The organism is Streptomyces sp. NBC_01003 (genome assembly GCF_045162695.1).
Taxonomy (GTDB): domain Bacteria; phylum Actinomycetota; class Actinomycetes; order Streptomycetales; family Streptomycetaceae; genus Streptomyces.
In genome coordinates this window covers 4878918-4903945 of record NZ_CP108707.1, presented here as the reverse complement: position 1 = coordinate 4903945, position 25028 = coordinate 4878918, and the positions used below count along the sequence as shown (strand labels likewise).

The 25028-nt window shown below is 71.7% G+C and carries 25 protein-coding genes; 19 read left to right on the top strand and 6 right to left on the bottom strand.

Annotation, left to right across the window (positions count from 1 at the left end):
- Positions 1 to 114 precede the first annotated feature (114 nt).
- Positions 115 to 1230 (top strand): alpha/beta hydrolase, encoded by a 1116-nt coding sequence (locus OG698_RS22435; protein ID WP_406104974.1) that lies wholly within the window; start codon positions 115 to 117, stop codon positions 1228 to 1230.
- 43 nt (positions 1231 to 1273) lie between these two features.
- Here the strand turns inward: OG698_RS22435 and OG698_RS22430 are convergent, their stop codons facing one another.
- A complete protein-coding gene (locus OG698_RS22430; RefSeq protein WP_406104972.1) occupies positions 1274 to 2422 on the bottom strand; it encodes an ABC transporter ATP-binding protein in 1149 nt (382 codons plus the stop codon).
- 184 nt (positions 2423 to 2606) lie between these two features.
- Here OG698_RS22430 and OG698_RS22425 point away from each other — a divergent pair, with 184 nt between their 5' ends.
- The 4 genes from OG698_RS22425 to OG698_RS22410 all read left to right on the top strand — a co-directional run bounded on the left by OG698_RS22425 (position 2607) and on the right by OG698_RS22410 (position 6341).
- Positions 2607 to 3386, top strand: a complete 780-nt coding sequence (locus OG698_RS22425) for an ABC transporter permease (protein ID WP_406104970.1) — start codon at positions 2607 to 2609, stop codon at positions 3384 to 3386.
- Positions 3383 to 4063: an ABC transporter permease gene (locus tag OG698_RS22420; protein ID WP_406104968.1), complete on the top strand. Its 681-nt coding sequence runs from the start codon at positions 3383 to 3385 to the stop codon at positions 4061 to 4063. The genes OG698_RS22425 and OG698_RS22420 overlap by 4 nt, the downstream gene beginning before the upstream one ends.
- A 120-nt stretch (positions 4064 to 4183) precedes the next feature.
- Positions 4184 to 5161, top strand: coding sequence for an ABC transporter substrate-binding protein (locus tag OG698_RS22415; protein WP_406104966.1), 978 nt, complete (start codon positions 4184 to 4186; stop codon positions 5159 to 5161).
- Positions 5162 to 5291: 130 nt separating this feature from the next.
- Positions 5292 to 6341, top strand: coding sequence for a hypothetical protein (locus OG698_RS22410; RefSeq protein ID WP_406104964.1), 1050 nt, complete (start codon positions 5292 to 5294; stop codon positions 6339 to 6341).
- A gap of 126 nt (positions 6342 to 6467) precedes the next feature.
- On the opposite strand, the gene OG698_RS22405 is transcribed toward OG698_RS22410, so the two are convergent.
- Positions 6468 to 7814 carry a PH domain-containing protein gene (locus OG698_RS22405; protein WP_406104963.1) on the bottom strand — a complete coding sequence of 449 codons (1347 nt, stop codon included), beginning with the start codon at positions 7812 to 7814 and terminating at the stop codon, positions 6468 to 6470.
- Positions 7811 to 8323 carry a PH domain-containing protein gene (locus OG698_RS22400; RefSeq protein WP_406104962.1) on the bottom strand — a complete coding sequence of 171 codons (513 nt, stop codon included), beginning with the start codon at positions 8321 to 8323 and terminating at the stop codon, positions 7811 to 7813. Before OG698_RS22400 ends, OG698_RS22405 begins: the two co-directional genes overlap by 4 nt.
- A 31-nt stretch (positions 8324 to 8354) precedes the next feature.
- On the opposite strand from OG698_RS22400, the gene OG698_RS22395 reads away from it, so the two are divergent.
- Positions 8355 to 9506 carry an NADH-quinone oxidoreductase subunit D gene (locus OG698_RS22395; protein WP_399983417.1) on the top strand — a complete coding sequence of 384 codons (1152 nt, stop codon included), beginning with the start codon at positions 8355 to 8357 and terminating at the stop codon, positions 9504 to 9506.
- Here OG698_RS22395 and OG698_RS22390 read toward each other — a convergent pair.
- Positions 9471 to 10496, bottom strand: a complete 1026-nt coding sequence (locus OG698_RS22390) for an SAM-dependent methyltransferase (protein WP_406104960.1) — start codon at positions 10494 to 10496, stop codon at positions 9471 to 9473. The genes OG698_RS22395 and OG698_RS22390 overlap by 36 nt on opposite strands.
- A gap of 219 nt (positions 10497 to 10715) precedes the next feature.
- Here OG698_RS22390 and OG698_RS22385 point away from each other — a divergent pair, with 219 nt between their 5' ends.
- Entirely contained in the window at positions 10716 to 11918 is a 1203-nt protein-coding gene (locus OG698_RS22385; RefSeq protein ID WP_329571561.1) for a sensor histidine kinase, read from the top strand.
- Between the two features lie 54 nt (positions 11919 to 11972).
- Positions 11973 to 12647: a response regulator gene (locus OG698_RS22380; protein ID WP_406104958.1), complete on the top strand. Its 675-nt coding sequence runs from the start codon at positions 11973 to 11975 to the stop codon at positions 12645 to 12647.
- A gap of 38 nt (positions 12648 to 12685) precedes the next feature.
- On the opposite strand, the gene OG698_RS22375 is transcribed toward OG698_RS22380, so the two are convergent.
- Positions 12686 to 13792 (bottom strand): DUF5937 family protein, encoded by a 1107-nt coding sequence (locus OG698_RS22375; protein ID WP_406104956.1) that lies wholly within the window; start codon positions 13790 to 13792, stop codon positions 12686 to 12688.
- Positions 13793 to 14023: 231 nt separating this feature from the next.
- On the opposite strand from OG698_RS22375, the gene OG698_RS22370 reads away from it, so the two are divergent.
- Positions 14024 to 14242 (top strand): hypothetical protein, encoded by a 219-nt coding sequence (locus tag OG698_RS22370; protein ID WP_399983429.1) that lies wholly within the window; start codon positions 14024 to 14026, stop codon positions 14240 to 14242.
- 40 nt (positions 14243 to 14282) lie between these two features.
- Here OG698_RS22370 and OG698_RS22365 read toward each other — a convergent pair whose 3' ends face one another.
- Positions 14283 to 15473, bottom strand: a complete 1191-nt coding sequence (locus tag OG698_RS22365; protein ID WP_406104954.1) for a threonine aldolase family protein — start codon at positions 15471 to 15473, stop codon at positions 14283 to 14285.
- A 134-nt stretch (positions 15474 to 15607) separates the two neighbouring features.
- On the opposite strand from OG698_RS22365, the gene OG698_RS22360 reads away from it, so the two are divergent.
- The 10 genes from OG698_RS22360 to OG698_RS22315 all read left to right on the top strand — a co-directional run bounded on the left by OG698_RS22360 (position 15608) and on the right by OG698_RS22315 (position 24906).
- Complete coding sequence (locus OG698_RS22360) at positions 15608 to 16537, top strand: Rossmann-like and DUF2520 domain-containing protein (protein ID WP_399983434.1); 930 nt, start codon at positions 15608 to 15610, stop codon at positions 16535 to 16537.
- Complete coding sequence (panC, locus tag OG698_RS22355) at positions 16534 to 17523, top strand: pantoate--beta-alanine ligase (RefSeq protein WP_406104951.1); 990 nt, start codon at positions 16534 to 16536, stop codon at positions 17521 to 17523. The genes OG698_RS22360 and panC overlap by 4 nt, the downstream gene beginning before the upstream one ends.
- On the top strand, positions 17520 to 19274 hold the full coding sequence (locus OG698_RS22350) for an L-aspartate oxidase (protein ID WP_406104950.1): 1755 nt from the start codon (positions 17520 to 17522) through the stop codon (positions 19272 to 19274). Before panC ends, OG698_RS22350 begins: the two co-directional genes overlap by 4 nt.
- 5 nt (positions 19275 to 19279) lie before the next feature.
- A complete protein-coding gene (gene nadC / locus OG698_RS22345) occupies positions 19280 to 20254 on the top strand; it encodes a carboxylating nicotinate-nucleotide diphosphorylase (protein ID WP_399983441.1) in 975 nt (324 codons plus the stop codon).
- 5 nt (positions 20255 to 20259) lie between these two features.
- Positions 20260 to 21057, top strand: coding sequence for a type III pantothenate kinase (locus OG698_RS22340; RefSeq protein ID WP_406104949.1), 798 nt, complete (start codon positions 20260 to 20262; stop codon positions 21055 to 21057).
- A 178-nt stretch (positions 21058 to 21235) separates the two neighbouring features.
- Positions 21236 to 22831, top strand: coding sequence for a hypothetical protein (locus OG698_RS22335; RefSeq protein WP_406104947.1), 1596 nt, complete (start codon positions 21236 to 21238; stop codon positions 22829 to 22831).
- 94 nt (positions 22832 to 22925) lie between these two features.
- On the top strand, positions 22926 to 23561 hold the full coding sequence (locus tag OG698_RS22330) for a hypothetical protein (RefSeq protein WP_399983448.1): 636 nt from the start codon (positions 22926 to 22928) through the stop codon (positions 23559 to 23561).
- A gap of 13 nt (positions 23562 to 23574) precedes the next feature.
- Positions 23575 to 23757, top strand: a complete 183-nt coding sequence (locus OG698_RS22325; protein ID WP_356286779.1) for a hypothetical protein — start codon at positions 23575 to 23577, stop codon at positions 23755 to 23757.
- A 96-nt stretch (positions 23758 to 23853) separates the two neighbouring features.
- Positions 23854 to 24354, top strand: coding sequence for a BlaI/MecI/CopY family transcriptional regulator (locus OG698_RS22320; RefSeq protein WP_406111217.1), 501 nt, complete (start codon positions 23854 to 23856; stop codon positions 24352 to 24354).
- Between the two features lie 9 nt (positions 24355 to 24363).
- The gene (locus tag OG698_RS22315) at positions 24364 to 24906 is read left to right on the top strand and encodes an amino-acid N-acetyltransferase (RefSeq protein ID WP_326711808.1); all 543 of its coding nucleotides are present in this window, start codon (positions 24364 to 24366) and stop codon (positions 24904 to 24906) included.
- Positions 24907 to 25028 lie beyond the last annotated feature (122 nt).

Genomic DNA, 25028 nt, shown 5'->3' with positions numbered 1-25028 from the left:
CATCCGGTCACATTGCGCCCTCTAGGACGGGACTTGTGGGAGGCGGGTTCACTCGGCCAGGTAAACCGGCGGAAAAGGTTCAGTAAGCCAGAAAGTGCAGGCGGGTACAGCACGATGGGTCTCACGAGCAGCAAGGTCCTTGCGCTTGCGGTCTTTCTGGCCGTGCTCCTCTTCGCCGGGACGGTCTGGCTGTGGCCGCGCCTGGCGCGCCGCACCTGGGGATCCGTCGCCGGGCGGGTGGGCCTGCTGTTCGCGATGCAACTCGCGCTGTTCCTCTCGGCCGGACTGGCCGTCAACCATGCCTTCGGGTCCTACGCCTCGTGGGACGACCTCCTCGGGCGGGAGCGGGGCCAGGGCGTGGTGGCCGACCTCGGAGCGGTCGGCACCCGGGGGCCACTGCAGGTGCTCGGCACGCGGGCCGTGAACGTGCGGGGCGGCTCACGGCCCGAAGTCGGCGGCCAGATCCAGAAGGTCGACATCGTCGGGAAGCGCTCGCACATCGCCACCTCCGCGTACGTCTATCTGCCGCCCGAATACTTCAAGGGCCGCCACAAGACCCGCACTTTCCCCGCCTCGGTCGTCCTGACCGGCTACCCCGGCACCGCCGAGGCGCTCATCAAGGGACTGCACTACCCGGCCACCGCCCACGAGCAGGCCAGGGCGGGCGCCATGCGGCCGATGATCCTGGTGATGATGCGCCCGACCGTGGCGCCCCCGAGGGACACGGAGTGCGTGGACGTGCCGGGCGGCCCGCAGACGGAGACGTTCTTCGCCAGGGACCTGCCCCGGGTCATCTCGGCGCACTACAGGGTCAACAGGAGGCCGGGCGGCTGGGGCATCGTCGGCGACTCCACGGGCGGCTACTGCGCCCTGAAGCTCGCCGTCCACCACCCCCGTGTCTACGGCGCGGGGGCGGGCCTGTCCGCGTACTACAAGTCGCCGACCGACCCCACCACGGGCGACCTGTTCCACGGCGACGAGGCGCTGGAGCGGCGCGCCGACCTGATGTGGACCCTGGAACACGGGAAGCCGCCCGCCACGTCGTTGCTGGTCACCACGAGCAAGCACGGCGAGAGCAACTACGGGAACACGATGAGGTTCATCCGCGTGGTGAAGCCGCCCACCGGGATCTCGTCGATCGTCCTGGACGGCGGCGGCCACAACTTCAACACCTGGCGCCGCGAGATCCCGGCCACGCTGGTGTGGCTGAGCGAGCGCATCACGGCGTAGGGGCGCCGACGGCGGGGCCTCACGCTTCGGGGCTCATGCGCCCTCAGGCCCCCGTCACCGTCTCCAGTTCGACCTCCGCGCGCGGGATGTCCCGGGCGTCCGCCGCCGTGGAGCGGCGCAGCGCCTCGTGCAGCCGCGCCGGGGTGAGGACGCCGAGGAAGCGCCCCTCGCTGCGTTCGTCGATGACGGCGATCCAGCCCGCGTCGTGCTGGAGCATCGTGGCGAACGCCTGCTTGAGGGAGGCGCCGACGGGCAGCCACGCCTCCATGCGGCGGGCGTGCTCGCGGACCGTGCCGCTCTGCACGCGCGCGTGCTCCGCGGAGATCCAGCCGTGCAGGTTGTTGTCGCCGTCGAGGACCACCGCCCAGGGGGCGTCGAGCTTCGCCGGCAGCGGGTCGTCGAGATGCACGACCGGCGGCTGCTCCAGGTCGCTCTCCTCGATGGGCGTGACGGACAGGCGCTTGAGTCCGCGGTCCGCGCCGACGAAGTCGGCCACGTACTCGTTCGCGGGCGCGCCCAGGACGGTCGGCGGGGTGTCGAACTGCTCGATCCGGCCCTGCCCGTACACGGCGATCCGGTCGCCGAGCCGGACGGCCTCCTCGATGTCGTGCGTGACGAACAGGACCGTCTTGCGCACGGCCTGCTGCAGGCGCAGGAACTCGTTCTGCAGGTGTTCGCGCACGACGGGGTCGACCGCGCCGAACGGCTCGTCCATCAGGAGTACGGGCGGATCCGCCGCCAACGCCCTTGCCACACCGACGCGTTGGCGCTGACCGCCGGAGAGCTGGTCGGGGTACCGGTCACCGAAGGTGCGCGGGTCGAGGCCGACGAGGTCGAGGAGTTCGGCGGCGCGCTCGCGGGCCTTGGCGCGCTTGACGCCGAGGAGGTGCGGGACGGTCGCCGTGTTGTCGAGGACCGTCTTGTGCGGGAAGAGGCCGACCTGCTGGATCACATAGCCGATGCGGCGCCGGAGTTGGACCGGGTCGATGCCGGATATGTCGTCGCCGTCAAGGAATATCCGACCCTCGCTCGGTTCGATGAGCCGGTTGACCATCTTCATCGTGGTGGTCTTGCCGCAGCCCGACGGGCCGACGAGCGTGACGAGTTCCCCCTCGTTCACCTCGAAGGACAGGTCGTCGACGGCCGTTGTCCCGTCGGCGTAGCGCTTGGTGACGTGCTCGAACCGGATCATGGGTCCCCATTGTGCCGGGCAGCCGCCGCCTGTGGGCGGCCGCCGTGTGAAGGCCATGTTGCGTCGTGACGAGGGGTCTCGGCGATTGTCAGTGGTGGGGGCTAGGGTCGTCGGCAGTCGGAATCAGGCGCTCGCGCGAGCGGTTTCAAGACATATGTACGGGGATTCGGGGGAGGCGGGGCGGGTGAGCAGTCCCAATTGCATGGTGGCCAATGAGTGGGTGTGCGGGGAATATCTGCGCACCCGCAGGCAGGAGCTGGTCGACGCGGTCGTCCAGCACATCGGCATCACGGCCGCTTCCGTCGTGATCGGCGTGCTGATCGCCTTCCCGCTGGCCCTCCTCGCCCGGCGCCGGCGCGCCTTCGCGGGCCCGGTGCTCGGTCTGACGACGGTGCTCTACACGATCCCGTCGCTGGCCATGTTCTCGCTGCTGCTCCCGCTGTTCGGGCTCTCCGCCTCGCTCGTGATCACCGGACTCGTCCTCTACACGCTGACGATCCTGGTGCGGAACTTCCTGGCGGGCCTCCAGGCCGTGCCGGACGAGGCGAGAGAAGCGGCCCGCGGCATGGGGTACGGGCCGGTCCGGCTGCTGTGGGAGGTCGAACTGCCGCTGGCGCTGCCGGCGATACTCGCGGGCGTGCGGATCGCCACGGTCTCCACGGTCGCGCTGACGACGGTCGGCGCGATCGTCGACTACGGCGGCCTGGGCACGCTGATCATGGACGGTCTCGACAGCGACTTCAAGGCCCAGGTGCTCACGGCGTCCGTGCTGTGCGTGCTCCTCGCCGTGGGCGCCGATCTGCTGCTGCTCGGCTTCCAGCGGTGGCTGACCCCCTGGACCCGCGTCGCGTCAGGGACGTCCCGAACACGCAGACGCACGGACCGCTCTGGCAGTCCGGACCGCGCGGGTGGCGGCTCCGGCGATGCGGAGCGACGTACGGAGAAGGCGGCGCAGGCGGCATGAGTGCGATATCGGGGGCCTACGACTGGCTGACGACGGGGTCCAACTGGCAGGGCGACAAGGGGGTGTGGCACCGCCTGGCCGAGCATCTGTACTTCAGCGGTGCCACTCTGGCCGTGTCCTGCCTGATCGCCCTGCCGCTCGCGCTGTGGCTCGGGCACATCGGCAAGGGCGGCGGCCTCGCGGTCAACATCTCGAACGCGGGCCGCGCGGTGCCCACGCTCGCGGTGCTCGTCCTGCTCACGCTGACGCCGCTGGGCCGGCACGGGGACCTGCCGACGTTCATCGCGCTCGTGCTGTTCGCGGTGCCCCCGCTGCTGACCAACGCCTACATCGGGATGCGCGAGGTCGACCGGGCCGTCGTGGAGGCGGCGCGGGGGATGGGGATGAGCGGGGGGCAGGTGTTCCGGCGCGTCGAGCTCCCGCTGGCGTACCCGATGGTCATGACCGGGATCCGGCTGGCGGCGGTGCAGGTGATCGCCACGGCGACGCTCGCCGCGATGGCCGGCAAGGGCGGGCTCGGGCGGATCATCACGGCCGGGTTCAACCTCCAGGACACCCCTCAGGTGGTCGCCGGTGCGGTCCTGGTGGCGTTGCTCGCACTGCTCGTGGAGGGCGTCCTGGCCGGTGCGGGGCGGGTTCTGAATCCGATGAAGGGCCGCTCCGGCGCGGCGGGCTGAATCCCGGCGGGTGCGGTGCGGCGGGGCCGAACCCCGGCGGGCGCCCCGGCAGGCGGGACGCCAACTTGATATCTCGTTACGGCTTTTCGATCATTCCGGCTTTCGATTGGGTGGACAACGATGAACAGCAGAACGCGACGGATCGCCGTGGCGGCGGTCGCCGTCGGCGCGCTCACCACCGGGCTCACCGCGTGCGGCGGGGACAGCCTGGAGGGTGGCAAGAGCGACAAGGCCGACTCGGGCTCGGCCGGCGGCGGCAAGAAGGGCACGGTCGTCGTCGGCGCCGCCGGGTTCACCGAGTCGAAGGTGATGGCAGAGCTGTACAAGCAGGTTCTCGCCGACGCCGGATACTCCGCCTCGGTCAAGACCGTCGAGAACCGCGAGATCTACGAGCCTCAGCTCGCCAAGGGCGCGATCGACGTCGTTCCCGAATACGCGGCGACGCTCGCGGAATTCCTCAATCTCAAGAAGAACGGCGCGGACGCCAAGCCCGTCGCCTCAAGTGATCTTGATGCGACGGTCACCGCGCTGCGCGGACTCGCCGGGCCCGAAGGGCTGACCGTGCTCGACGCCGGAGAGGCCGTCGACCAGAACGCCTTCGCGGTGAGCGCGGATTACGCGAAGCAGCACAGCCTCAAGACCCTTTCGGACCTCGGCAAGTCCGGCCAGAAGGTCAAGATCGCGGCCGGTGACGAATGCGAGAAGCGGCCCTTCTGCGCCCCGGGTCTCGAGAAGACGTACGGCATCAAGATCAGCGGGATCGACCCCAAGGGCGTCGGCACCACGCAGGCCAAGCAGGCCGTCAAGAACGGTGAGGACCAGCTGGTCCTGACGACCACCACGGACGCCACGCTGAAGAACTTCGGCCTGGTGCTCCTGGAGGACGACAAGAAGCTCCAGAACGCGGACAACATCGTTCCGGTTGTGAACACCAAGGACGCGGGCGACAAGGAGATAGCCGCCGCACTCGGGAAGCTGACCAAGACGCTGACGACCGACGATCTCGTCGAGCTCAACCGGAAGGTCGACGCGGAACGCCAGAAGGAAGCCGATGTGGCCAAGGAGTATCTCCAGTCGAAGGGCCTCCTGAAGAACTGAACGGTCCGCGGAGGAGCTGATCGGCAAAGGCGCCGAGTTCAGGGGTGATATGGGAGTGACCGGACAGAAGACCACGGGATTTTGGCTGCCGGGGCACCACGATTCGCCTACGCGCGGTAAGTTTCTGGCCATGCCACGTGGACGTCACCGCCATTCCCCACCCCTGCACAGGCTGCTTCCCCCCTCGGCGATCGCAGGCGTCCCGCTCGTCTGCGCGGCCGGCGCCTGGCTGACCGCGGAGCCCCTCGTGCTGCGCGGTCTGGCCGGTGCCGCCGCCTGCGCCGCCGTGGTGGGCGCGGTCGTCATGCGCCGCTGGGACCGGCTCGCGGGCAAGCGCGTCGCCGAGCTGAACCGGGCGCGGGCGAGCGACGAGTGGCACCACGACGAGCGGGTCGCCGAACTCGAGACCGACCTCGAGGAGTCGCGCGAGCTGCGCTTCAAGATGGAGGCGAAGCTGCGCGGCAAGCGCACGGAGCTGGCGGCCCTGCGCAACGAGCACGCGGCTCTGCTGCGGCGCTACGCGACCGCGGAGACGGAGCGGGCCACTGCCCTGGAGGGCCGCAGGCAGCTCGCGATAGAGGCCTCGGCCCCGGCGCGTGCGCTGCCCGCGGCCGCCTCCCCGGCACCCGGCGCCGAGCTGGTCCCGGCGCAGCGCGCCACGTCGGCCGGCGCACCGGTGACGTCCCCGGTGCTCTATCTGCGGGCCAACGCCGCGCTCGACCGCATGGCGCGCGCCGCGAACCCCCCGCGGGGCGAGGGCCCGAAGGCCGAGGTACCCGAGGGCGGTGAGCCGCAGGGGAAGCCCGAGGCGGCCCGCGCACAGGAGCACGAGCACGTGGCCGCCCTGCCGTCCGGCGTCCCCGGTCACTTCACCGTCCCGGCCGCGGCGGCGGTCGTGCCGCCCGCGGCGGTGCGGCGGCCCCTGGTCGAGGGCGGATTCGACTTCTTCGGTACGAAGGGCGTGGCGCCCGCGGCCCTGGAGGCCGTGCAGAACACGGACCTCGCGGACGTCGTCGGCGAGGAGGCGCTCGCGCTCCACAAGGCGGACGCGGAGGCCGAGTTCAAGCAGGCCGACGCCACGACCACGGGTGAGGGCGTCAGCCAGGTCATCGACCTGACCGCGCACGACGAGACGGAACAGATCGACGTGGCGGAGCTGCGATCGGCGATGCGGGCCTGAGTTCCGGCGGCGGGGACGTGGTTCCGGCGGCGGAGACGTCAGCACGTATGACGTAAATGACGTAAATGGGGGCGGGCCTCGGTGTGTCACACACCGAGGCCCGCCCCCATCGTCATGCCGTCGCCCTCACGAAGCCATCCAGCGGTCCGGCCGTGCCACCTTCCGTCCCGTGCGTGAGCGGTCGGCCTGGGAGCGCAGGAGTTCCGCCGCCTCCCCGGCGTCCCGCAGGCGGGCCGTCACCGTCTTGTCGGCGCCCGTGTCCACATGGACGTCGGCCACGCCCCGGAACCGCTCCCAGGGCCCTTGTGTGAGCCGCACGCTCTGCACCTTCGCGTGCGGCACCAGGGCGAGCCGCCGCCGCACCAGTCCGTGCCGGGACGCGAACACGGCGTCGGTGGTCGAGAGCCCGTTGCCCCGCCACCACACGGGCATGCACCACGCCGAGCGCTTCGGCGGCCGGGTGAACGCCTCGGCACCGGGCACCGTCACCCCCGGAAGCACCCGCTCCACCACGCCCTGGGCGATCTCGCGCGGCGCGACCGGCACGAGCACGGAGTTCGCCGAGCCGGCCACGGCCAGTTCCACGCGCACCCAGCCGCGCCGCCGCCACAGCAGCGGCTCCACGATCCGAACGGTCTGCACCCGCCCCGGCGGCACCGTCTCGTGGTCGCGGTCGAGGAGACCGTGGTCGATGCGCAGGCCGTCCGGCGACTCGCCCACCGTCCAGTCGTACTCCTTGATGAAGCGGCCCACGCTGTTCGTGCCCGCGCCGCCCACGAGCGGGATGGCCACCGCGAGCACCGTCCACAGGTTGTGGGTGGCGAACCACAGCAGGGTCGGCACGACGAACGCGGCGAGCAGCATCGCCCAGGGCCCGCCGGTGAGCAGGAGCGCGACGGCGAGCATGCGGGGCGGCACGTGCAGGATCTGCTCCGCCGGTGCCTCGCCGACGTCCCGCACGGTCTCGGGCGCGAACCCGGCGGCGCGGGCGAGCAGTTCGGCACGCAGCTCGCGGGCCTCCCGCTCGCCGAGATAGGCGAGTTCGTCCTTCTTGTCCGTGCCGACGACGTCCAGTTTGAGCTTGGCGACGCCCACGAAGCGGGCGAGCAGCGGCTGGGTGACGTCCACGGCCTGGATCCGGTCGAGCCGGATGTGGGCGGTGCGGCGGAACAACAGGCCCGTACGGATGCGCAGTTCGGTGTCCGTGACGGAGAAGTGCGTGAACCACCAGGTCAGGAACCCGTAGAGGGCGGCGGCCGGGATCAGTATGGCGATGCCGATGAGAAGGGTGGTCGCGGTGAGCTGGGCGAGCCGGCGCTGCGCCTCGTTCAGGTCGTGGACCGCCCAGCCGAGGACGATCGCGACGGGCGCCCAGGCGCGGCGCAGCGGAGTGACCGGGTGCAGGCGCCGCTCCAGGGCCTCGGCGGTCGTGTCCTGGTCCCGTACGCCGTCGTGGACGTCCGGGGCCGTCACAGTCCCGCCGATCGGGCCTCGCCGAGTTCGGTGAGCCGGTCGCGCAGGCGCTCGGCCTCGGCGGGCGTCAGGCCGGGGATCGTGGCGTCGGTTGCCGCGGCCGCCGTGTGCAGCTGAAGGCTCGCGAGCCCGAACTTCCGCTCGAGCGGACCCGATGTGACCTCGACGAGCTGCATGCGCCCGTACGGCACGATCGTTTCCTCACGCCACAGGACGCCCCGGCTGATCAGCAGGTCGTCGGCGCGCTCGGCGTAGCGCCACGAACGCCAGTTGCGCCCGAGCATCGGCCATCCCCACAGCAGCCCGGCGAGCGGCAGCAGCGCGAACGCCGCCCACACGCCGCCGGCGAACACTCCGAGCAGCACCCCCACCGCCACCGTCAGCGGCACCAGCCACAGCACGAGCAGCAGCCTGCGCACCTTCAGCAGCCCCCTGGGAAGCCCGGTCCAGACCGGCTCCGCCCCGGCTCCCGCCTTCGGAGGCGCCGTCCCCTCAGTCCCCGTTTCCATGCACCCACCCTACGTACGAGACACTGTTCCCATGACGCCCACGACGGAGACGACGGTCGGCATCGGCGGCGCCGCCGAGACCACCGACATGGTGCTCAACATCGGCCCGCAGCACCCGTCCACGCACGGGGTGCTGCGCCTGCGCCTCGTCCTCGACGGCGAGCGCATCCAGCAGGCCGAGCCGGTCATCGGCTATATGCACCGCGGCGCGGAGAAGCTCTTCGAGGCCCGCGACTACCGGCAGATCGTGATGCTGGCCAACCGCCACGACTGGCTCTCCGCCTTCTCGAGCGAACTCGGGGTCGTCCTCGCCGTCGAGCGGATGCTCGGCATGGAGGTCCCTGAGCGCGCTGTGTGGCTGCGCACCCTGCTCGCGGAGCTGAACCGGGTCCTCAACCACCTGATGTTCCTTGGTTCGTACCCGCTCGAACTGGGCGGAATCACTCCGGTGTTCTATGCCTTCCGGGAGCGCGAGGAACTCCAGAACGTCATGGAGGAGATGTCCGGCGGCCGCATGCACTACATGTTCAACCGCGTCGGCGGCCTCAAGGAGGACGTCCCGGCCGGCTGGACCACCCGCGCGCGTGAGGCGGTCGCCTCGGTCCGCTCGCGCATGGGCGTGTACGACGACCTGGTCCTCGGCAACGAGATCTTCCGCGGCCGCACGCGCGACGTGGGTGTGCTGTCCCCGGAGGCGGTGCACTCCTACGGAGTGAGCGGTCCGATCGCCCGGGCCTCCGGAGTCGACTTCGACCTGCGCCGCGACGAGCCGTACCTCGCGTACGGGGAGCTCCAGGACACCCTGAAGGTCGTCACGCGCAACGAGGGCGACTGCCTGGCCCGCTTCGAGGTCCTCCTGGAGCAGACCCACAATGCCCTGGACCTCGCCGACGCCTGCCTGGACCGGCTCGCCGAGCTGCCGCCCGGCCCCGTCAACCAGCGCCTCCCGAAGGTACTCAAGGCGCCCGAGGGCCACACGTACGCGTGGACCGAGAACCCGCTGGGGATCAACGGCTACTACCTGGTCAGCAAGGGCGAGAAGACGCCGTACCGGCTCAAGCTGCGGTCCGCCTCCTACAACAACATCCAGGCGCTCACCGAGCTGCTGCCCGGCACGCTCGTCTCGGACATGGTGGCGATCCTCGGGTCACTGTTCTTCGTCGTCGGCGACATCGACAAGTAGCAGGTCCCGCGCCCGTACGCCCACCGGCTGCACCAGCCACCCGAAGTCGCCGAGCCCGCCCGCAGCGGTCAGTTCGGCGGCCTCGCCGGCTCCGGAGAGGGCCCGCACGTAGGCCGTCGGATCGCTGGAGGCGAGCGACAGCGGCGGACGGCCGCCGCTCACCCCGAGGGCGTGCAGGGCCGCGCGCTGCGTGAGGAGCAGGGCGCCCGGGAGCGCGCACGCGTCGAGCGCCACATGGGCCGTGATGTCGCACGAGCCGTCCGGCACCGGCGGGATCTCACGGCCCTCACGGAAGCCCGTGAGCGTCCCGAAGGGCGGCCGGGCATCCCGGGAGTGCGCGTAGTCGACGGCGACCGCCACGCCGCGCTCCAGCGTCCCCGCGGCCGTGGCCCAGGCGGCGTCCCTGGGGAGGCCGATCTCCGCGCGGAGCCCCGGTTCACCGGCGAGCGGCCACCACCGGGCCAGCCAGTCCGCCTCCGGACCGTCGCCCATGGGCTCCCCGAGCTCCTCGGTCCCGTCCTGGTGTACGAGGACGGGGCGCGGCTCTCCGGAGGCGTCGGCCTCGACGACGTCCAGGGGGACGTTGTCGAGCCACTCGTTCGCGAAGAGGAGTCCGGTGACCCCCTTCGGGGGGTGTGCGCACCACTCGATGCGGTGGTCGAGGCCGGCGGGACGCTCCGCCCGCTCCACCGCGTACGCGCGCGTGCGGGCCGCCACGTCGGCGGGCAGCGCCCCCAGGACGCCCGTCACCAGCTCGCCGCGGCCCGCGCCCATGTCGACGAAGGCGAGCTCCGGCGGGGCCCCGAGCGCCTCGTCCACCCGGCACAGAAGCCGCGCGACGGCCCCGGCGAACAGCGGCGACGCATGCACCGAAGTGCGGAAATGCCCCGCGGGTCCCTCGGGCTTGCGATAGAAGCCGCAGGGCCCGTACAGCGCCTCCTCCGTCGCCTCGCGCCACCCACGCCCCGCACCCCACTGCTCGTTCCTCACGCCGAAAGGCTAGGGCCTGTCCGGCGGGTCGGGCCGGAATCGGGTGGCCGTGAATGGTCTGTGCAGGCGTGCCGGACCCCGTGTTCCCGGCAAGGTCCGCCGGACAGGCCCTCGGCGCAGGGGAGGGGGCGGCCTCCACCTTGGGGAGTACGCCGGTGGCACTCGGATCGAACCTCCGGTTGACCCCTGCACACTGCACCCTTCTTTACGCTGGGTTACGTGCAGCGCCTCTACGACTTCTTCCGCCGACACCCGACGTGGGTCGACAGCTTCTGGGCTGTCGTCCTCCTCGGGGTCTCCGGCATGAGTCTGGTCGCGGGGCAGCAGGACATGCAGGGCGACGCCCGCCTCCTGGGCATCCCCGTCGTCCTGGCGCTGAGCCTGGCCGTCGCCCTGCGCAGGCGTGTTCCCGAGCGGATGCTGATCCTCATCGCCGTCGTGGGCGTCTTCCAGCTCGTCGCGAACGTCCGCGTGCAGCCGGCCGACTTCGCCATGCTGGTGATCATCTACACCGTGGCGGCGGACAGCCCGCGCTGGGCGTCCAGATTCGCGCTCGTCGGAGGCCTGTGCGCGGCGCCGCTCTCGCAGCTGCGCTGGCCGATGCACGAGACGAGCAGCGCGGGCAACGTGCTGATCACCATCTTCCAGATGGTGCCGTTCGCCCTCGCCTGGGTGCTCGGTGACTCCGTCCGCACGCGCCGCGCCTACCTGGCGCAACTGGAGGAGCGCGCCGCCCGTCTGGAGACGGAGCGCGAGGCCCAGTCGAAGGTCGCGGTCGCCGCCGAGCGGGCCCGGATCGCACGCGAACTGCACGACGTCGTCGCGCACAACGTGTCGGTGATGGTGGTGCAGGCGGACGGCGCCGCGTACGTCATGGACACCGCTCCCGAGCAGGCCAGGAAGGCCCTGGAGACGATCTCCGGGACCGGCCGGCAGGCGCTCGCCGAGATGCGGCGCCTCCTCGGAGTGCTGCGCACCGGTGAGCACCAGGAGAGCGGCGAGTACGTGCCACAGCCCGACGTCGAGCAGCTCGACGAGCTGATAGAACAGGTGCGCACCGCGGGCCTGCCCGTCGACTTCAAGGTCGAGGGCACCCCGCGCCCGCTGCCCAGCGGCGTGGAGCTGACCGCGTACCGCATCGTGCAGGAGGCGCTCACCAACACCCGTAAGCACGGCGGTGCGAACGCGGGCGCGAGCGTCCGGCTCGTCTACTTCGACGACGGCCTCGGCCTGCTCGTCGAGGACGACGGCAAGGGCGCCCCGCACGAGTTGTATGAGGACGGGGGCGCCGACGGCCGCGGGCACGGGCTCATCGGCATGCGGGAGCGCGTCGGTATGGTCGGCGGGACGCTCGACGCGGGACCGCGCCCCGGCGGCGGATTCCGGATCAGCGCGCTCCTGCCGCTCAAGCCCGCCCACTGACGCCGCACACGTACCGAACCCGACCCCGTACACGTACCGAAAGGGACCCCCTTCATGGCGATCCGCGTGATGCTCGTCGACGACCAGGTGCTGCTGCGCACCGGTTTCCGGATGGTGCTCGCAGCCCAGCCGGACATGGAGGTCGTCGCCGAGGCGGGCGACGGGGTCGAGGCCCTTGAGGTGCTGCGCGGCACGGCGGTCGACGTGGTCCTGATGGACGTCCGCATGCCGAAGCTGGACGGTGTGGAGACGACGCGGCGGATCTGCATGGAGGACAACCCGCCGAAGGTGCTCATCCTGACGACGTTCGACCTCGACGAGTACGCCTTCTCGGGCCTGAAGGCCGGGGCGTCGGGGTTCATGCTCAAGGACGTGCCGCCCGGCGAGCTGCTCGGCGCGATCCGGTCCGTGCACAGCGGCGACGCGGTGGTCGCGCCGTCGACGACGCGGCGGCTGCTCGACCGCTTCGCGCCGATGCTGCCCAGCTCCGGGAAGGAGCCGCAGCTCGCCGAGCTCGGCCGGCTGACCGAGCGCGAGCGCGAGGTCATGATCCTCGTCGCGCAGGGCCTGTCGAACGGCGAGATCGCCGCCCGGCTCGTCCTGTCGGAGGCGACGGTGAAGACGCACGTGGGCCGCATCCTCACCAAGCTGAACCTGCGCGACCGCGTCCAGGTCGTCGTACTCGCCTACGAGACGGGGATCGTACGGGCCGGTGGCGGGGCAGCCTGACGGCCCATGCGGGTCGGGCCTGATCCGGACGACAACCCCTAGCGCAGTACGCCCTCGATGAAGTCGCTGCCCAGGCGGGCGACGGCCGTCAGATCCAGCTGGTGCTGGACGTAGCGGCCCCGGCGGCGGGTGGTGATCAGGCCCGCCTTCTTGAGCACGGTCAGGTGCCGGGATATCTCCGGCGCTGTCATGCCGTGCGCGTCGGAGAGCTCGCTCGTCGTGTACGCGCCGCGGGCGAGGTGGCGGCACAGGCGCATGCGTACGGGATGCGCGAGGGCCGTCATCCGGCGCGTGAGCTGCTCGACGGTGGCCGGTGTGGTGAGGCCGGGTGAGCCGACGGGATACGTGATCGCGGGTTGCCATCCGAAGCGGTGCAGCACCATGAGGTGCGGCCAGCCGAGGCTGGTCGGCACGAGAACGAGGCCGCCGTCCTCCGTGGTCGTACGGCCCACGGTGATCTTGTCGACCGTGATCAGGTTCGCCGGCTCGTCGAGCGTGACGACAGACGACACCGCCGTCAGCGCCTCGGCCAGGCCCTTGCGCCTCAGGAGCTCGGTCTTGTGCCGCGCGTCGGCGGCCAGCTGATGGTGGATGCGGGCCCAGATGTCCGCGAAGAACGCCTCCTCGCAGTCCTCCACGAGCCTTCGGAACCAGGCGCGCACCGCGGGCGGGTCGTCCAGGAGCCGCTGGGTGAACTGGACCTGGGGCAGGCCGCGCGTGGCCGCGAGGTCCAGGGCGCGGCGGTGCATGTCCGAGTCGTCCAGCGGGTTGGCCTCGCGCAGCGCGTAGCTGTTCTGGCAGGTGAACTCCAGTGACGCGTCCACGAACTGACGGTCGGTCAGCTTGTCGAGGAGGTCGAGCTCCTCGGCGAGAGTGGCGCCGGGCAGGGCGGCCCGGCCCGGGATCCCGGCGAACGGCGCGAACACGTCCGAGAACGTCGTCCGCCACAGGAAGTCCGCCTCGCACAGCCGGTCCGCGAGGCCGGGGTCGAGGCGCGCGGACACCGCCGTCGTCCAGCCCTGGAGCCCCGGGTGGTGCGCGGGCTCGGCCAGCGCGTGCAGCGCCATGCCCAGCTCGGACAGGGGCGAGGGCACGACGCTGATCCGCTCCGGGGCCAGCCCGCTGATGTCGATGCTCACGCTCATGACCCCATGGTGCACGCAGGGTCCGACAACCGAGTTCTCGATTGACGTCTCCCGTCAATCGACGTGACCGGGCGGGGCCGCCGGGCGGAGTCTTCTTAGGTCGGACCGAAGCGGCAAAGAGCAATGAATGTCGAGCAGCGCCAATAAAGCCCTGCAAAACAAATAAAGCTCTCTGAATAGCCGCATTTCAGGTCATGGCGTGACAATGAGAAGATCAGCGAGGGGTACGTCATGAGCGTCAATCAGCAGTACGCACTGGATGTCTACCGCGCCTCCCTGCACGGGGAGCCTGCCCCGCCGGCGCCGGGCGTCCACGACTGGAGCGCCATCCGCGAGCTGCGCGACTACCGCCGCTTCCACGCGGTCATCGCCGGCCGCCCGGCGCACGGCCGGATCCGGGCGGCCCTGGCCCGCCTGATCCACCCGCAGCGCCGCGCGGCGGACTGCTGACCCGGCTGACCTCCGACGGACGCAGGTAGGGCGGCGCCGCTCAGGCGTCCCCGTCGGCGGTCTCCGGGGGGATCCGTGCCACGAAGTCCGCGACGGCCGCGCGGACGTCGTCGGCGGTCCATTCGAGCCCGCGCGCGGAGACCGTGACCTCGGTGACCGAAAGCCCCGGAGGACCCTGCTCCCACCAGCGCCGGAACAGCGACGTCCGGGTCTGTTCGGCCTGCGTCACCGACGCCTCGTCGAGCCGTTTCGAGGAGTACGGCAGCCAGACCTGGAACTCGTGGGTGTGCGGCACCTCGGGGTGCACCCGCACCCACGGCACCCCGGCCTCGGCGAACCCTTCGCGCAGCGCCTCGGCGACCACGCGCGCGTGGGCCACGTAGTCGGGCACGCGCGGCAGCTCCCGCTCCAGGCCGACCAGGGCCGAGAGCACCGCGGGGAACTGCTGGAAGAGCTGGCCGCCGTAGCGGTGGCGCCAGGTCTTCGCCTCTTCGACGAACGACCGGGGCCCGGCGAGCGCCGCTCCGCTGAGGCCGCCGAGGGTCTTGTAGAACGACACGTACACGCTGTCGGCGAGATCGGCGATCTCGGCCAGGGAGCGCCCGAAGTGGGTGGTGCACTCCCACAGGCGCGCTCCGTCGAAGTGCACGACGGCGTCCCGTTCCCTGGCCGCCTCGGTGACGGCGACCAGCTCGTCCCAGGTGGGCAGGACATAACCGGCGTCCCGGAGCGGCAGTTCGAGCATCAGCGCGCCGAAGGGCTCGGCGAAGTCGCGCACCTCGTCGGCGTTCGGCAGCCGCGGCTCGCTCGTCGGGTGGACGGTGCGCAGGCCGCTCAGGGCGCCGAAGGCACCGCGCTCGTGCCGCTCCGGGTGTGCCATCGGGTGCAGGGCGACCGTCGGGTTGCCCGTACGGCCCGCCCAGCAGCGCAGCGCGACCTGCTGCGCCATCGTGCCGGTGGGGAAGTAGGCAGCCGCCTCCGTGCCGAGGAGCCCCGCGACGCGCTCCTCCAGGTCGGTGACGATGCCGTCGCCGTACAGATCGCTGGTCTGGCCCGGGTCGGCGACCGACCACGCGGCCTCCGTGAGGGCCGTCAGGCGCTCACCGATGGTGGCGTCGAGGCCGTGCACGCCCAGGATCCGCTCGGCGCCCCGCAGAGCCGCGGCGCGGCGGGCCCGCGCCTTCGTCGCGTCGTCCTCTGCGGTGTTCTCCCGCTCTTCGCTCTCCGTCATCCACCGATGATGTCGTACGCGCGTGCGGTTGCCCACAGCCTGCCGACGGGCCGGAGCCAGTGGAGCAGATCGCGTTAACATGACGAGAAATCGTCCGGTACCCCGAGCGGACTGGAACGGAAGGCCGTCGTCCTGTGAACGCACCTCCTCGACCCGAACCCACCGACCCCAGGGACCGCCCCGCCCGGCTGACCGTCGGAGTGGTCGGCGCGGGCCGTGTCGGCCCCGCCCTCGCGGCCTCTCTGGCCCTCGCGGGACACCGCCCGGTCGCCGTCTCCGCGGTCTCCGAGGGATCCGTGCGCCGGGCCGCCCTCATGCTGCCCGACGTTCCCGTCGTGACGCCCGCCGAGGTCCTCGCGCGCGCCGAACTCGTGCTCCTCACGGTGCCCGACGACGCGCTGCCCGGCCTCGTGGAAGGGCTCGTCGAGACTGGTTCCGTACGCCCGGGACAGCTGATCGTGCACACGTCGGGGCGCTACGGCACCAAGGTGCTCGACCCCGCACTGCGGGCCGGCGCCCTGCCGCTCGCGCTGCACCCCGCGATGACGTTCACCGGCACCCCCGTAGACGTACAGCGGCTGGCCGGCTGCTCCTTCGGCGTGACCGCGCCCGAGGAGCTGCGTCTCGCAGCGGAGGCACTCGTCATCGAGATGGGCGGCGAGCCCGAGTGGATCCGTGAGGAGTCGCGCCCGCTGTACCACGCGGCGCTCGCCCTCGGCGCGAACCACCTGGTCACGCTGGTCGCCGAGTCCATGGAACTGCTGCGGGCCGCGGGCGTCGAGGCCCCCGACCGGATGCTCGGCCCGCTGCTCGGCGCGGCCCTCGACAACGCCCTCAGGTCCGGTGACGCCGCGCTCACCGGGCCCGTCGCGCGCGGGGACGCGGGCACGGTCGCCGCCCATGTCGCCGAGCTGCGCAAGCACGCGCCCCAGGCCGTCGCCGGGTATCTGGCGATGGCCCGCGCCACCGCCGACCGCGCCCTCGCGCACGGCCTGCTCAAGCCCGAACTCGCCGAGGACCTCCTGGGGGTCCTGGCCGCCGGCGCCGAGGGAGACCAGCGATGACCACCGTGCTGCACACCGCCGATGAGCTCCGCACGCGCGCGCGTGCGGGCCGCCGCGCCGTCGTCATGACCATGGGGGCCCTGCACGACGGCCACGCCGAACTGATCCGCACGGCGCGCTCGATCGCCGGTGCCGACGGCGAAGTGGTGACGACGGTCTTCGTGAACCCGCTCCAGTTCGGCGCGGGCGAGGACCTCGACCGCTATCCGCGCACCCTCGACTCCGACGTCAAGATCGCCGAACAGGCGGGCGCCGACGTCGTGTTCGCGCCCTCCGCGGACGAGGTCTACCCCGGCGGCGAGCCCCAGGTCCGCGTCACCGCGGGCCCCATGGGGGAGCGCCTCGAAGGCGCATCGCGGCCCGGCCACTTCGACGGCATGCTCACCGTCGTCGCCAAGCTGCTCCACCTGACCGCGGCCGACATCGCGCTGTTCGGGCAGAAGGACGCCCAGCAGCTCGCTCTGATCCGCCGCATGGTGCGCGACCTGAACTTCGCCGTGGAGATCGTCGGTGTGCCCACCGTGCGCGAGCACGACGGCCTGGCCCTCTCCAGCCGCAACCGCTACCTCTCCGCCGACGAGCGGCGCACCGCGCTCGCCCTCTCCCAGGCGCTCTTCGCCGGCCGCGACCGGCACGCCGCCCAGGAGGCCCTGCGCGCGCGTGCCCACGAAGCGCCCTCCACGCACGCGCGTGCCGACGCCCTGAACGCGATAGGCGAGGCCCGTGCCGCCGCCGACGCGCACGCCGTCGCGAGGGCCTCGCCCGGCGGCCCCGAAGCCGTCCGCGCCGCGGCCCGCCAGGTCCTCGACGAGGCCGCCCGCGTCCGGCCGCCGCTCACGCTGGACTACCTCGCTCTCGTCGACCCGGCCGACTTCACGGACGTGCAGCGCGGCCACATCGGAGAGGCCGTGCTCGCCGTCGCCGCCAGGGTCGGCTCGACGCGGCTGATCGACAACATCCCCCTGACCTTCGGAGCTCCCGTATGAGTGCCACAGGGACCACAGCCACCGGCACGGCGACCGGCATACGCCTGCACGCGCCCGCGCCCGGCTGGTCCGTCACCGCCGATGTCGTGATCGTCGGCTCCGGCGTCGCCGGTCTCACCGCGGCCCTGCGCTGCCAGGCGGCCGGACTGCGGACCGTCGTCGTCACCAAGGCCCGCCTCGACGACGGCTCCACGCGCTGGGCACAGGGCGGCGTCGCCGCGGCGCTCGGCGACGGTGACACCCCCGAGCAGCATCTCGAGGACACGCTCGTCGCGGGCGTGGGCCTGTGCGACGAGGAGGCGGTCCGCACCCTCGTCACGGAGGGCCCCGGCGCCGTACGCCGCCTCATCGCGACCGGCGCGCACTTCGACGAGTCGGCCGACGGCGACCTCGCGCTCACCCGCGAGGGCGGCCACCACCGCCGCCGCATCGCGCACGCGGGCGGCGACGCCACCGGCGCCGAGATCTCCCGCGCCCTCGTCGAGGCGGTACGCGCGCGGGGCATCAGGACCGTGGAGAACGCCCTGGTCCTCGACCTCCTCACGGACGCCGACGGCCGCACGGCGGGCGTCTCCCTGCACGTCATGGGGGAGGGCCAGCACGACGGCGTCGGCGCGGCGCTCGCCCCCGCCGTGGTCCTCGCGACCGGCGGCATGGGCCAGGTCTTCTCGGCCACCACCAACCCGCACGTCTCCACCGGCGACGGTGTCGCGCTCGCCCTGCGCGCGGGCGCCGAGGTGTCCGACCTCGAGTTCGTGCAGTTCCACCCGACGGTGCTCTTCCTCGGCGCGGACGCGGAGGGCCAGCAGCCCCTGGTCTCCGAGGCGGTACGCGGCGAGGGCGCCCACCTCGTCGACGCCGACGGGGTGCGCTTCATGGTCGGCCAGCACGAACTGGCCGAGCTCGCGCCCCGCGACATCGTCGCCAAGGGCATCACGCGCCGCATGCAGGAGCAGGGCGCCGAGCACATGTACCTGGACGCCCGGCACTTCGGCGCCGAGATGTGGGAGAACCGGTTCCCCACGATCCTCGCCGCCTGCCGCGCCCACGGCATCGACCCGGTCACCGAGCCCATCCCCGTGGCCCCCGCCGCCCACTACGCCTCCGGAGGCGTCCGCACGGACCTCCAGGGCCGCACGACGGTCCCCGGCCTGTACGCGTGCGGAGAGGTCGCCTGCACCGGCGTCCACGGCGCGAACCGCCTCGCCTCCAACTCCCTCCTGGAGGGCCTGGTCTATGCCGAGCGCATCGCGGACGACATCGCCGCGAGCCACCGGGAGAACGGCCTCCACGCGCGCGTGCCGGCCCCCGTGCCGCACCCGGAGATCCCGACCCACCCCCTGATGCCGCCCGAGGCACGGTTCGCCATCCAGCGCGTCATGACGCGGGGCGCGGGCGTGCTGCGCTCCGCCGACTCCCTCGCCGAGGCCGCCGCGGGACTCGGCCGCATCCACGCCGAGGCGGCGGGCGCCCTCGCGGAGAACGGCAAGACCGCGGAGCCCGGCGTCGACACCTGGGAAGCCACCAACCTCCTGTGTGTCGCCCGCGTCCTCGTCGCCGCGGCCCGCCGCCGCGAGGAGACCCGCGGCTGCCACTGGCGCGAGGACCACGCCGACCGCGATGACGCGGCATGGCGCCGCCACATCGTCGTACGGCTGAATCCCGACCGGACGCTGGCCGTGCACACCACGCCCACCGCAGAATTCCCCCCGACCCGCCCCGAGCGCCGTACACACCAGCAGGAGCAGTGAGAGACGTGAGCACCCCCGACCTCCCCCTCGCCGAGAGCGGCGGCTGCGGCGACGGCTGCGGCTGCGGCGGAGCCGACGCCGACATGATGGAGTGCGGCCTCGACCCCGCCCTCGCCCAGCTCCTGGCCGACGCGGGGCTCGACCCCGTGGAGGTCGAGGACATCGCGCACATGGCCATCGCCGAGGACCTGGACGGCGGCGTGGACGTCACCACGGTCGCCACCATTCCCGAGGACGCCGTCGCCACCGCCGACTTCACCGCCCGTGAGGACGGCGTCGTGGCGGGCCTGCGCGTCGCCGAGGCTGTGCTCTCCGTGGTCTGCACGGACGAGTTCGAGGTCGAGCGGCACGCAGAGGACGGCGACCGGATCACCGCCGGGCAGAAGCTCCTCAGCGTCACCACCCGCACCCGCGACCTGCTGACCGCCGAGCGCAGCGCCCTCAACATCCTGTGCCGCCTGTCCGGCATCGCGACCGCCACGCGCGCGTGGGCGGACGCGCTGGAGGGGACCACGGCGAAGGTCCGCGACACCCGCAAGACGACGCCCGGCCTGCGCTCCCTGGAGAAGTTCGCCGTCCGCATGGGCGGCGGCGTCAACCACCGCATGTCGCTCTCGGACGCGGCCCTGGTCAAGGACAACCACGTGGTCGCCGCCGGCGGCGTCGCACAGGCCTTCAAGGCCGTACGGGAGTCCTTCCCGGGCCTCGCCGTCGAGGTCGAGGTCGACACCCTGGACCAGCTGCGCGAGGTCGTGGAGGCGGGCGCCGACCTGATCCTCCTGGACAACCTCACGCCGGCCGAGACCCAGGAGGCCGTCGCGATCGTCGCCGGCCGCGCCCTCCTGGAGTCCTCGGGCCGGCTGACCCTGGCGAACGCGCGCGAGTACGCCGCGACGGGCGTCGACTTCCTCGCGGTGGGCGCGCTGACCCACTCGTCGCCGATCCTGGACATCGGCCTCGACCTGCGCGCGGCGGAGTAGTCGCCATGCTGCTCACCATCGACGTAGGCAACACGCACACCGTCCTCGGCCTGTTCGACGGGGAGGAGATCGTCGAGCACTGGCGCATCTCCACCGACGCCCGCCGCACGGCCGACGAACTCGCCGTGCTCCTCCAGGGCCTGATGGGCATGCACCCGCTGCTCGGCGACGAGCTCGGCGACGGCATCGACGGCATCGCCATCTGCTCGACCGTCCCCTCGGTCCTGCACGAACTGCGCGAGGTCACCCGCCGCTACTACGGCGACGTCCCCGCCGTCCTGGTCGAACCCGGCATCAAGACCGGCGTCCCGATCCTCATGGACAACCCGAAGGAGGTCGGCGCCGACCGCATCATCAACGCGGTGGCGGCGGTCGAGCTCTACGGGGGGCCCGCCATCGTCGTCGACTTCGGCACGGCTACCACCTTCGACGCGGTCTCCGCGCGCGGGGAGTACGCCGGCGGCGTCATCGCCCCCGGTATCGAGATCTCCGTGGAGGCGCTGGGCGTCAAGGGCGCCCAGCTCCGCAAGATCGAGATCGCCCGTCCGCGCAGCGTCATCGGCAAGAACACCGTCGAGGCCATGCAGTCCGGCATCCTGTACGGCTTCGCGGGCCAGGTCGACGGCGTCGTGACCCGCATGGCGCGCGAACTCGCCGAAGACCCGGACGACGTGACCGTCATCGCCACCGGGGGCCTTGCGCCCATGGTGCTCGGTGAGGCCGCGGTGATCGACGAGCACGAGCCATGGCTCACCCTGATCGGCCTGCGCCTGGTCTACGAGCGGAACGTCTCCCGCTCCTGACGCCCCTTTCGGCGAAGCGCCCTTTCGGCGGCGCCCCAACTGCCCCTTCGCGCACGGACTTTCGACAAGGCGTGCGCGAAGGGTGCAACCGTTCGTACGCTTCGCTCGTCTCCGCAGAGACGGGGCACGAGTCGGCAGGCGATGGACGTGGGGCGAAATGTGGCGTAAGGGCAGACAGTTGGCGGCTGCGACGGCGGCGATCGCGCTGACCGGGGTCGGTCTCACCGGTGCCACGGCCTGGGCCGCAGACCCCACGCCTCCCACACAGCCCTACGCCGTCATCGCGGCGCCCGTACAGATAGCCGTCCCGGCGTCGGGTACGTCCATCGCCCCCGAGGTGGGCTACGGCTTCTCCGACGACGGCGTGGACGGGCTCCCGCTGCCGGAGAACGCCAAGCTGGTCATCGACGCGAGCGGCCTCAAGGGCATCGCCACGATCAAGGCCAAGAACGAGCGGTGCACGGCGGTCGGCGCCGTCGTCACGTGCCTGGACAACGGCAATCTGCACGGCCCGTTCGAGCCCTTCACGCTCAGCGCGGTCGCCGGCACGAAGCCCGGCGACACCGGAACGCTGCGCTACGAGGTCACCGCGGACAAGGCCACCCCCGACACCGAGACCTCCAAGGTCGTCGTCGGCTCCCCGAAGATCCAGGTCGCCGCACTGCCCGCCAGGTCCGGCCTGACGCCCGGCCAGTCCGTCGGCTACCCCGTGGTCCTGCGCAACACCGGCGACCTGCCCACCGAACAGATCACCGTCCGCCTCACCGGCAGCCCGGGCGTCACGTTCGCAGGGAAGCACACCAACTGCCTCTACCTGCCGGGCGACTTCGGCAGGGACGGCGCCGACGTGACCTGCGTGTTCAAGGCGGCGATCGCCCCGGGTGGCACGGTTGGATTCTCCAACCCGCTCGAAGGGTCCCTCGGCAAGGACGCCTTCCACACCTGGACCGACATCACCGCCGAGGCCGTCCCGGCCTCCTCCGACACGGACACCGGCGGCATCCCCGGCAAGGGCGCCGCGCTCACCCTGACCCCCGCCACGGGCACGGACTTCGCCGACAGCCACCGGGTGTCGAACGACGCCGACAACGCCGCGGACTTCCTCGCGGTCGGCGCCGTCCTCGTCCCCGGCAAGAAGGGCTCCACCCACCCGCTCGCCTTCGGCCTGCGCAACGCGGGCCCCGCCGTGGTCGCCCACCCCGACGGCAAGCCCGTGGCCTACGCCGAGGTGACGCTCCCCAAGGGCGTCGTCGCCAAGAGCGTGCGCGTCGACGAGGAGCCCGACGACCAGGCGAGCGGCGACTGCTACACGTACACCGGCGGCAAGACCTCGCCCTTCGAGCCGGGCCACCGCCGCTACCTCTGCCCGGACACCGTCTCCGAGGAGAGCGGCGACGGCCAGATGTACCGCTTCCAGGTCAGTTACGAGAAGGACCTCGCCGCCGGCGCCGCCCGCGGCACGGTCGCCGTGCGCCCCGGCGACGGGATCGTCCTGAACGACCCGGACCAGTCGAACGACGAGGCGGCGATCACCGTCGGTGAGGCGTCCTCCTCCCCGTCTCCGTCGCCGTCGGCCTCGGGCGGCACCGCGACCCCCTCGCCCTCCGCTTCCGCCACGGTCTCCGTGACGTCGGGTGGCTCGGGGACCTCGGGTACGTCCGGGTCCATGGCGGCGACGGGTGCCGGGTTCCTGCCGTGGCTGGCGGCGGCGGCCGCCGCGGCGCTCGGCGTGGGCGCGATCGTGTTCGCCATGTCACGGCGCCGGGCCGAGTGACCTGGGTGCCCAGGGGCGACTGACCGCACCCGGAGCCACGCCGCAAATGGGCGGTTAAGCGGATTTTGTCCGTTGTGCTGCGTATCGTCGGCCCATGCCCACGCCCTACGGAAACCGCGGCGGCATGGCGTTCGGCGCTGAAGAGCTGCGTGTGCTCCGACGCGCCCTTGCCCTTGCCCTTCACCCGAGTCCTGTCTCCGCCGAGGACATCCAGGACTGCCTCCGGCTCGCCGAGTCGGTCGACGAGGCAGCCGACGAAGGCGCTCGTATCCGCGCCTTCCTGCTGGCCGACCTCGCCCGCTACCGGGCCGCCCTGCCCGGCACCACCACCGGCTACCTGGAGCTGCTCGACGAGTCGCTCGCGGCGGGCTACCAGCCCGGCGCCGACGACCTCGCCGCTCTGCGCGCCCTGCGCGGCAACCCCTCCGCCGCCACCCTCCTCGAACGCTGCCGCACGCTCACCGAGCGCGACGTGCGATCCAGGCTCGAGGGCCGGGCGTCCGTGCGCGGGGAAATGCGCGTCGTGCAGCCCCGCGTACCGGCCTCCCGCACCCGGCTGCTCGCCCTGCCCGGAGGTCTCGCCGCAGCCGGGAAGCCGGCATCCGACCCCAGGCCCCCGGCGAACCCCCCGGCCCCGCCGCGCCCCATGCCCACCCCGGCCGAGGTCTTCCCGCCCAAGCGCCGCCCCGCGCCCCCCGCGGCCCCGCCGCAGGAGCTCGCCGTCGGATAGCTACTCTGGGGGCATGGACTACGTCTCCGCGCTCGTGCCCCCCGTAGTGATGGCCGTCTTCTTCGTCGGTCTCATCGTGACGATCGTGAAGTCCCAGGGCGGCGACAAGAAGGCCAAGGAAGACGCGGCCGTCGACGCGGCGATCGCCCGCGCCGAGGCGGCCCGCCAGGCCGGCCCGCAGCCGAGCGACATCTGAGAAGGGCGCCCCACCGGGCGCCCTTTTTGTCGTTATTAGGCGCCGTTTGCCACGTCCGGCGCCCTATTGCCGACTTCTGCCACTAGTGTGCTGCTCGTGCCGCGCCCATTGGGAGAACTCGAAGACGCAGTGATGACACGGGTGTGGAAGTGGAACCGCCCCGTGACGGTTCGCGAAGTCCTGGAAGACCTCCAGCAGGACCGGTCCATCGCCTACACCACGGTCATGACCGTTTTGGACAATCTCCATCAGAAGGGCTGGGTGCGCCGCGAAGCGGAAGGCCGGGCCTATCGATATGAGGCCGTCTCCACTCGCGCCGCCTACTCCGCCGCGCTGATGAACGACGCATGGTCCCAGAGTGACAACCCAGCGGCGGCTCTCGTCGCCTTCTTCGGCATGATGTCGCCGGAACAACGCCAAGCACTGAGCGATGCCGTGCACATGGTGCAGGGACCTCAGGCGCAGACCCTCACGACTCAAGAGCCCGAAGCATCTGAAGACTCCGAAGGGCCCGAAGCATCTGAAGGGCCGGAGGGGCCTCAAGGACCCGAAGGCACTGAAGGACCCGAGGAACCGGACCCGGACGCCGGGCGATAGCGTCCGCTCATGCCAGCACAGCTCCCCGAAGTCACCGCAAAAGCAGTCACCGTGCGCAGGGCGAGGACGGCCGATGTGCCGTCCGTGCGCCGACTCCTCGACGCGTACAGCCGCGAGGGGATCCTGCTCGACAAAGCCACCGTGACGCTTTACGAGGACATCCAGGAGTTCTGGGTCGCGGAACGGGACGACAACGCGGAGGTCGTCGGCTGCGGCGCTCTGCACGTCATGTGGGAAGACCTCGCGGAAGTCCGCACCCTCGCCGTGAATCCGGTGGTCAGAGGCGCGGGCGTCGGTCATCAGCTGCTCCAGAAGTTGCTTCAGACCGCGCGCTGGATCGGTGTTCGCCGGGTTTTCTGTCTCACCTTCGAAGTGGAGTTCTTCGCGAACCACGGCTTCGTGGAGATCGGAGAGGCACCCGTCGATACCATCGACACCGATGTCTACAGCGAGCTCTTGCGTTCCTATGACGAGGGTGTCGCGGAGTTCCTCGGTCTCGAACGAGTGAAACCGAACACCTTGGGCAACAGCCGGATGCTTCTGCATCTGTGATCGCCCCCCCGGTATTACTGAGCAGCTGCCTGCCCAGGTGCCCTATGTCCGAAACGCGCATCTTTCCGGGCTTCTCGGGGCGCTTGATCTCTCCCGGATCTCTCCCAGGGGTTTGTGTTTTT

Coding starts and splice junctions, on each gene's coding strand:
- OG698_RS22435 (WP_406104974.1), top strand. CDS start 115: ATGGGTCTCACGAGCAGCAAGGTCCTTGCGCTTGCGGTCTTTCTGGCC.
- OG698_RS22400 (WP_406104962.1), bottom strand. CDS start 8,323: ATGGAAACGGGGACTGAGGGGACGGCGCCTCCGAAGGCGGGAGCCGGG.
- OG698_RS22370 (WP_399983429.1), top strand. CDS start 14,024: ATGAGCGTCAATCAGCAGTACGCACTGGATGTCTACCGCGCCTCCCTG.
- OG698_RS22350 (WP_406104950.1), top strand. CDS start 17,520: ATGAGTGCCACAGGGACCACAGCCACCGGCACGGCGACCGGCATACGC.
- OG698_RS22365 (WP_406104954.1), bottom strand. CDS start 15,473: ATGACGGAGAGCGAAGAGCGGGAGAACACCGCAGAGGACGACGCGACG.
- panC (WP_406104951.1), top strand. CDS start 16,534: ATGACCACCGTGCTGCACACCGCCGATGAGCTCCGCACGCGCGCGCGT.
- OG698_RS22410 (WP_406104964.1), top strand. CDS start 5,292: ATGCCACGTGGACGTCACCGCCATTCCCCACCCCTGCACAGGCTGCTT.
- OG698_RS22315 (WP_326711808.1), top strand. CDS start 24,364: ATGCCAGCACAGCTCCCCGAAGTCACCGCAAAAGCAGTCACCGTGCGC.
- OG698_RS22395 (WP_399983417.1), top strand. CDS start 8,355: ATGACGCCCACGACGGAGACGACGGTCGGCATCGGCGGCGCCGCCGAG.
- OG698_RS22430 (WP_406104972.1), bottom strand. CDS start 2,422: ATGATCCGGTTCGAGCACGTCACCAAGCGCTACGCCGACGGGACAACG.
- OG698_RS22375 (WP_406104956.1), bottom strand. CDS start 13,792: ATGAGCGTGAGCATCGACATCAGCGGGCTGGCCCCGGAGCGGATCAGC.
- OG698_RS22330 (WP_399983448.1), top strand. CDS start 22,926: ATGCCCACGCCCTACGGAAACCGCGGCGGCATGGCGTTCGGCGCTGAA.
- OG698_RS22415 (WP_406104966.1), top strand. CDS start 4,184: ATGAACAGCAGAACGCGACGGATCGCCGTGGCGGCGGTCGCCGTCGGC.
- OG698_RS22420 (WP_406104968.1), top strand. CDS start 3,383: ATGAGTGCGATATCGGGGGCCTACGACTGGCTGACGACGGGGTCCAAC.
- OG698_RS22325 (WP_356286779.1), top strand. CDS start 23,575: ATGGACTACGTCTCCGCGCTCGTGCCCCCCGTAGTGATGGCCGTCTTC.
- OG698_RS22380 (WP_406104958.1), top strand. CDS start 11,973: ATGGCGATCCGCGTGATGCTCGTCGACGACCAGGTGCTGCTGCGCACC.
- OG698_RS22340 (WP_406104949.1), top strand. CDS start 20,260: ATGCTGCTCACCATCGACGTAGGCAACACGCACACCGTCCTCGGCCTG.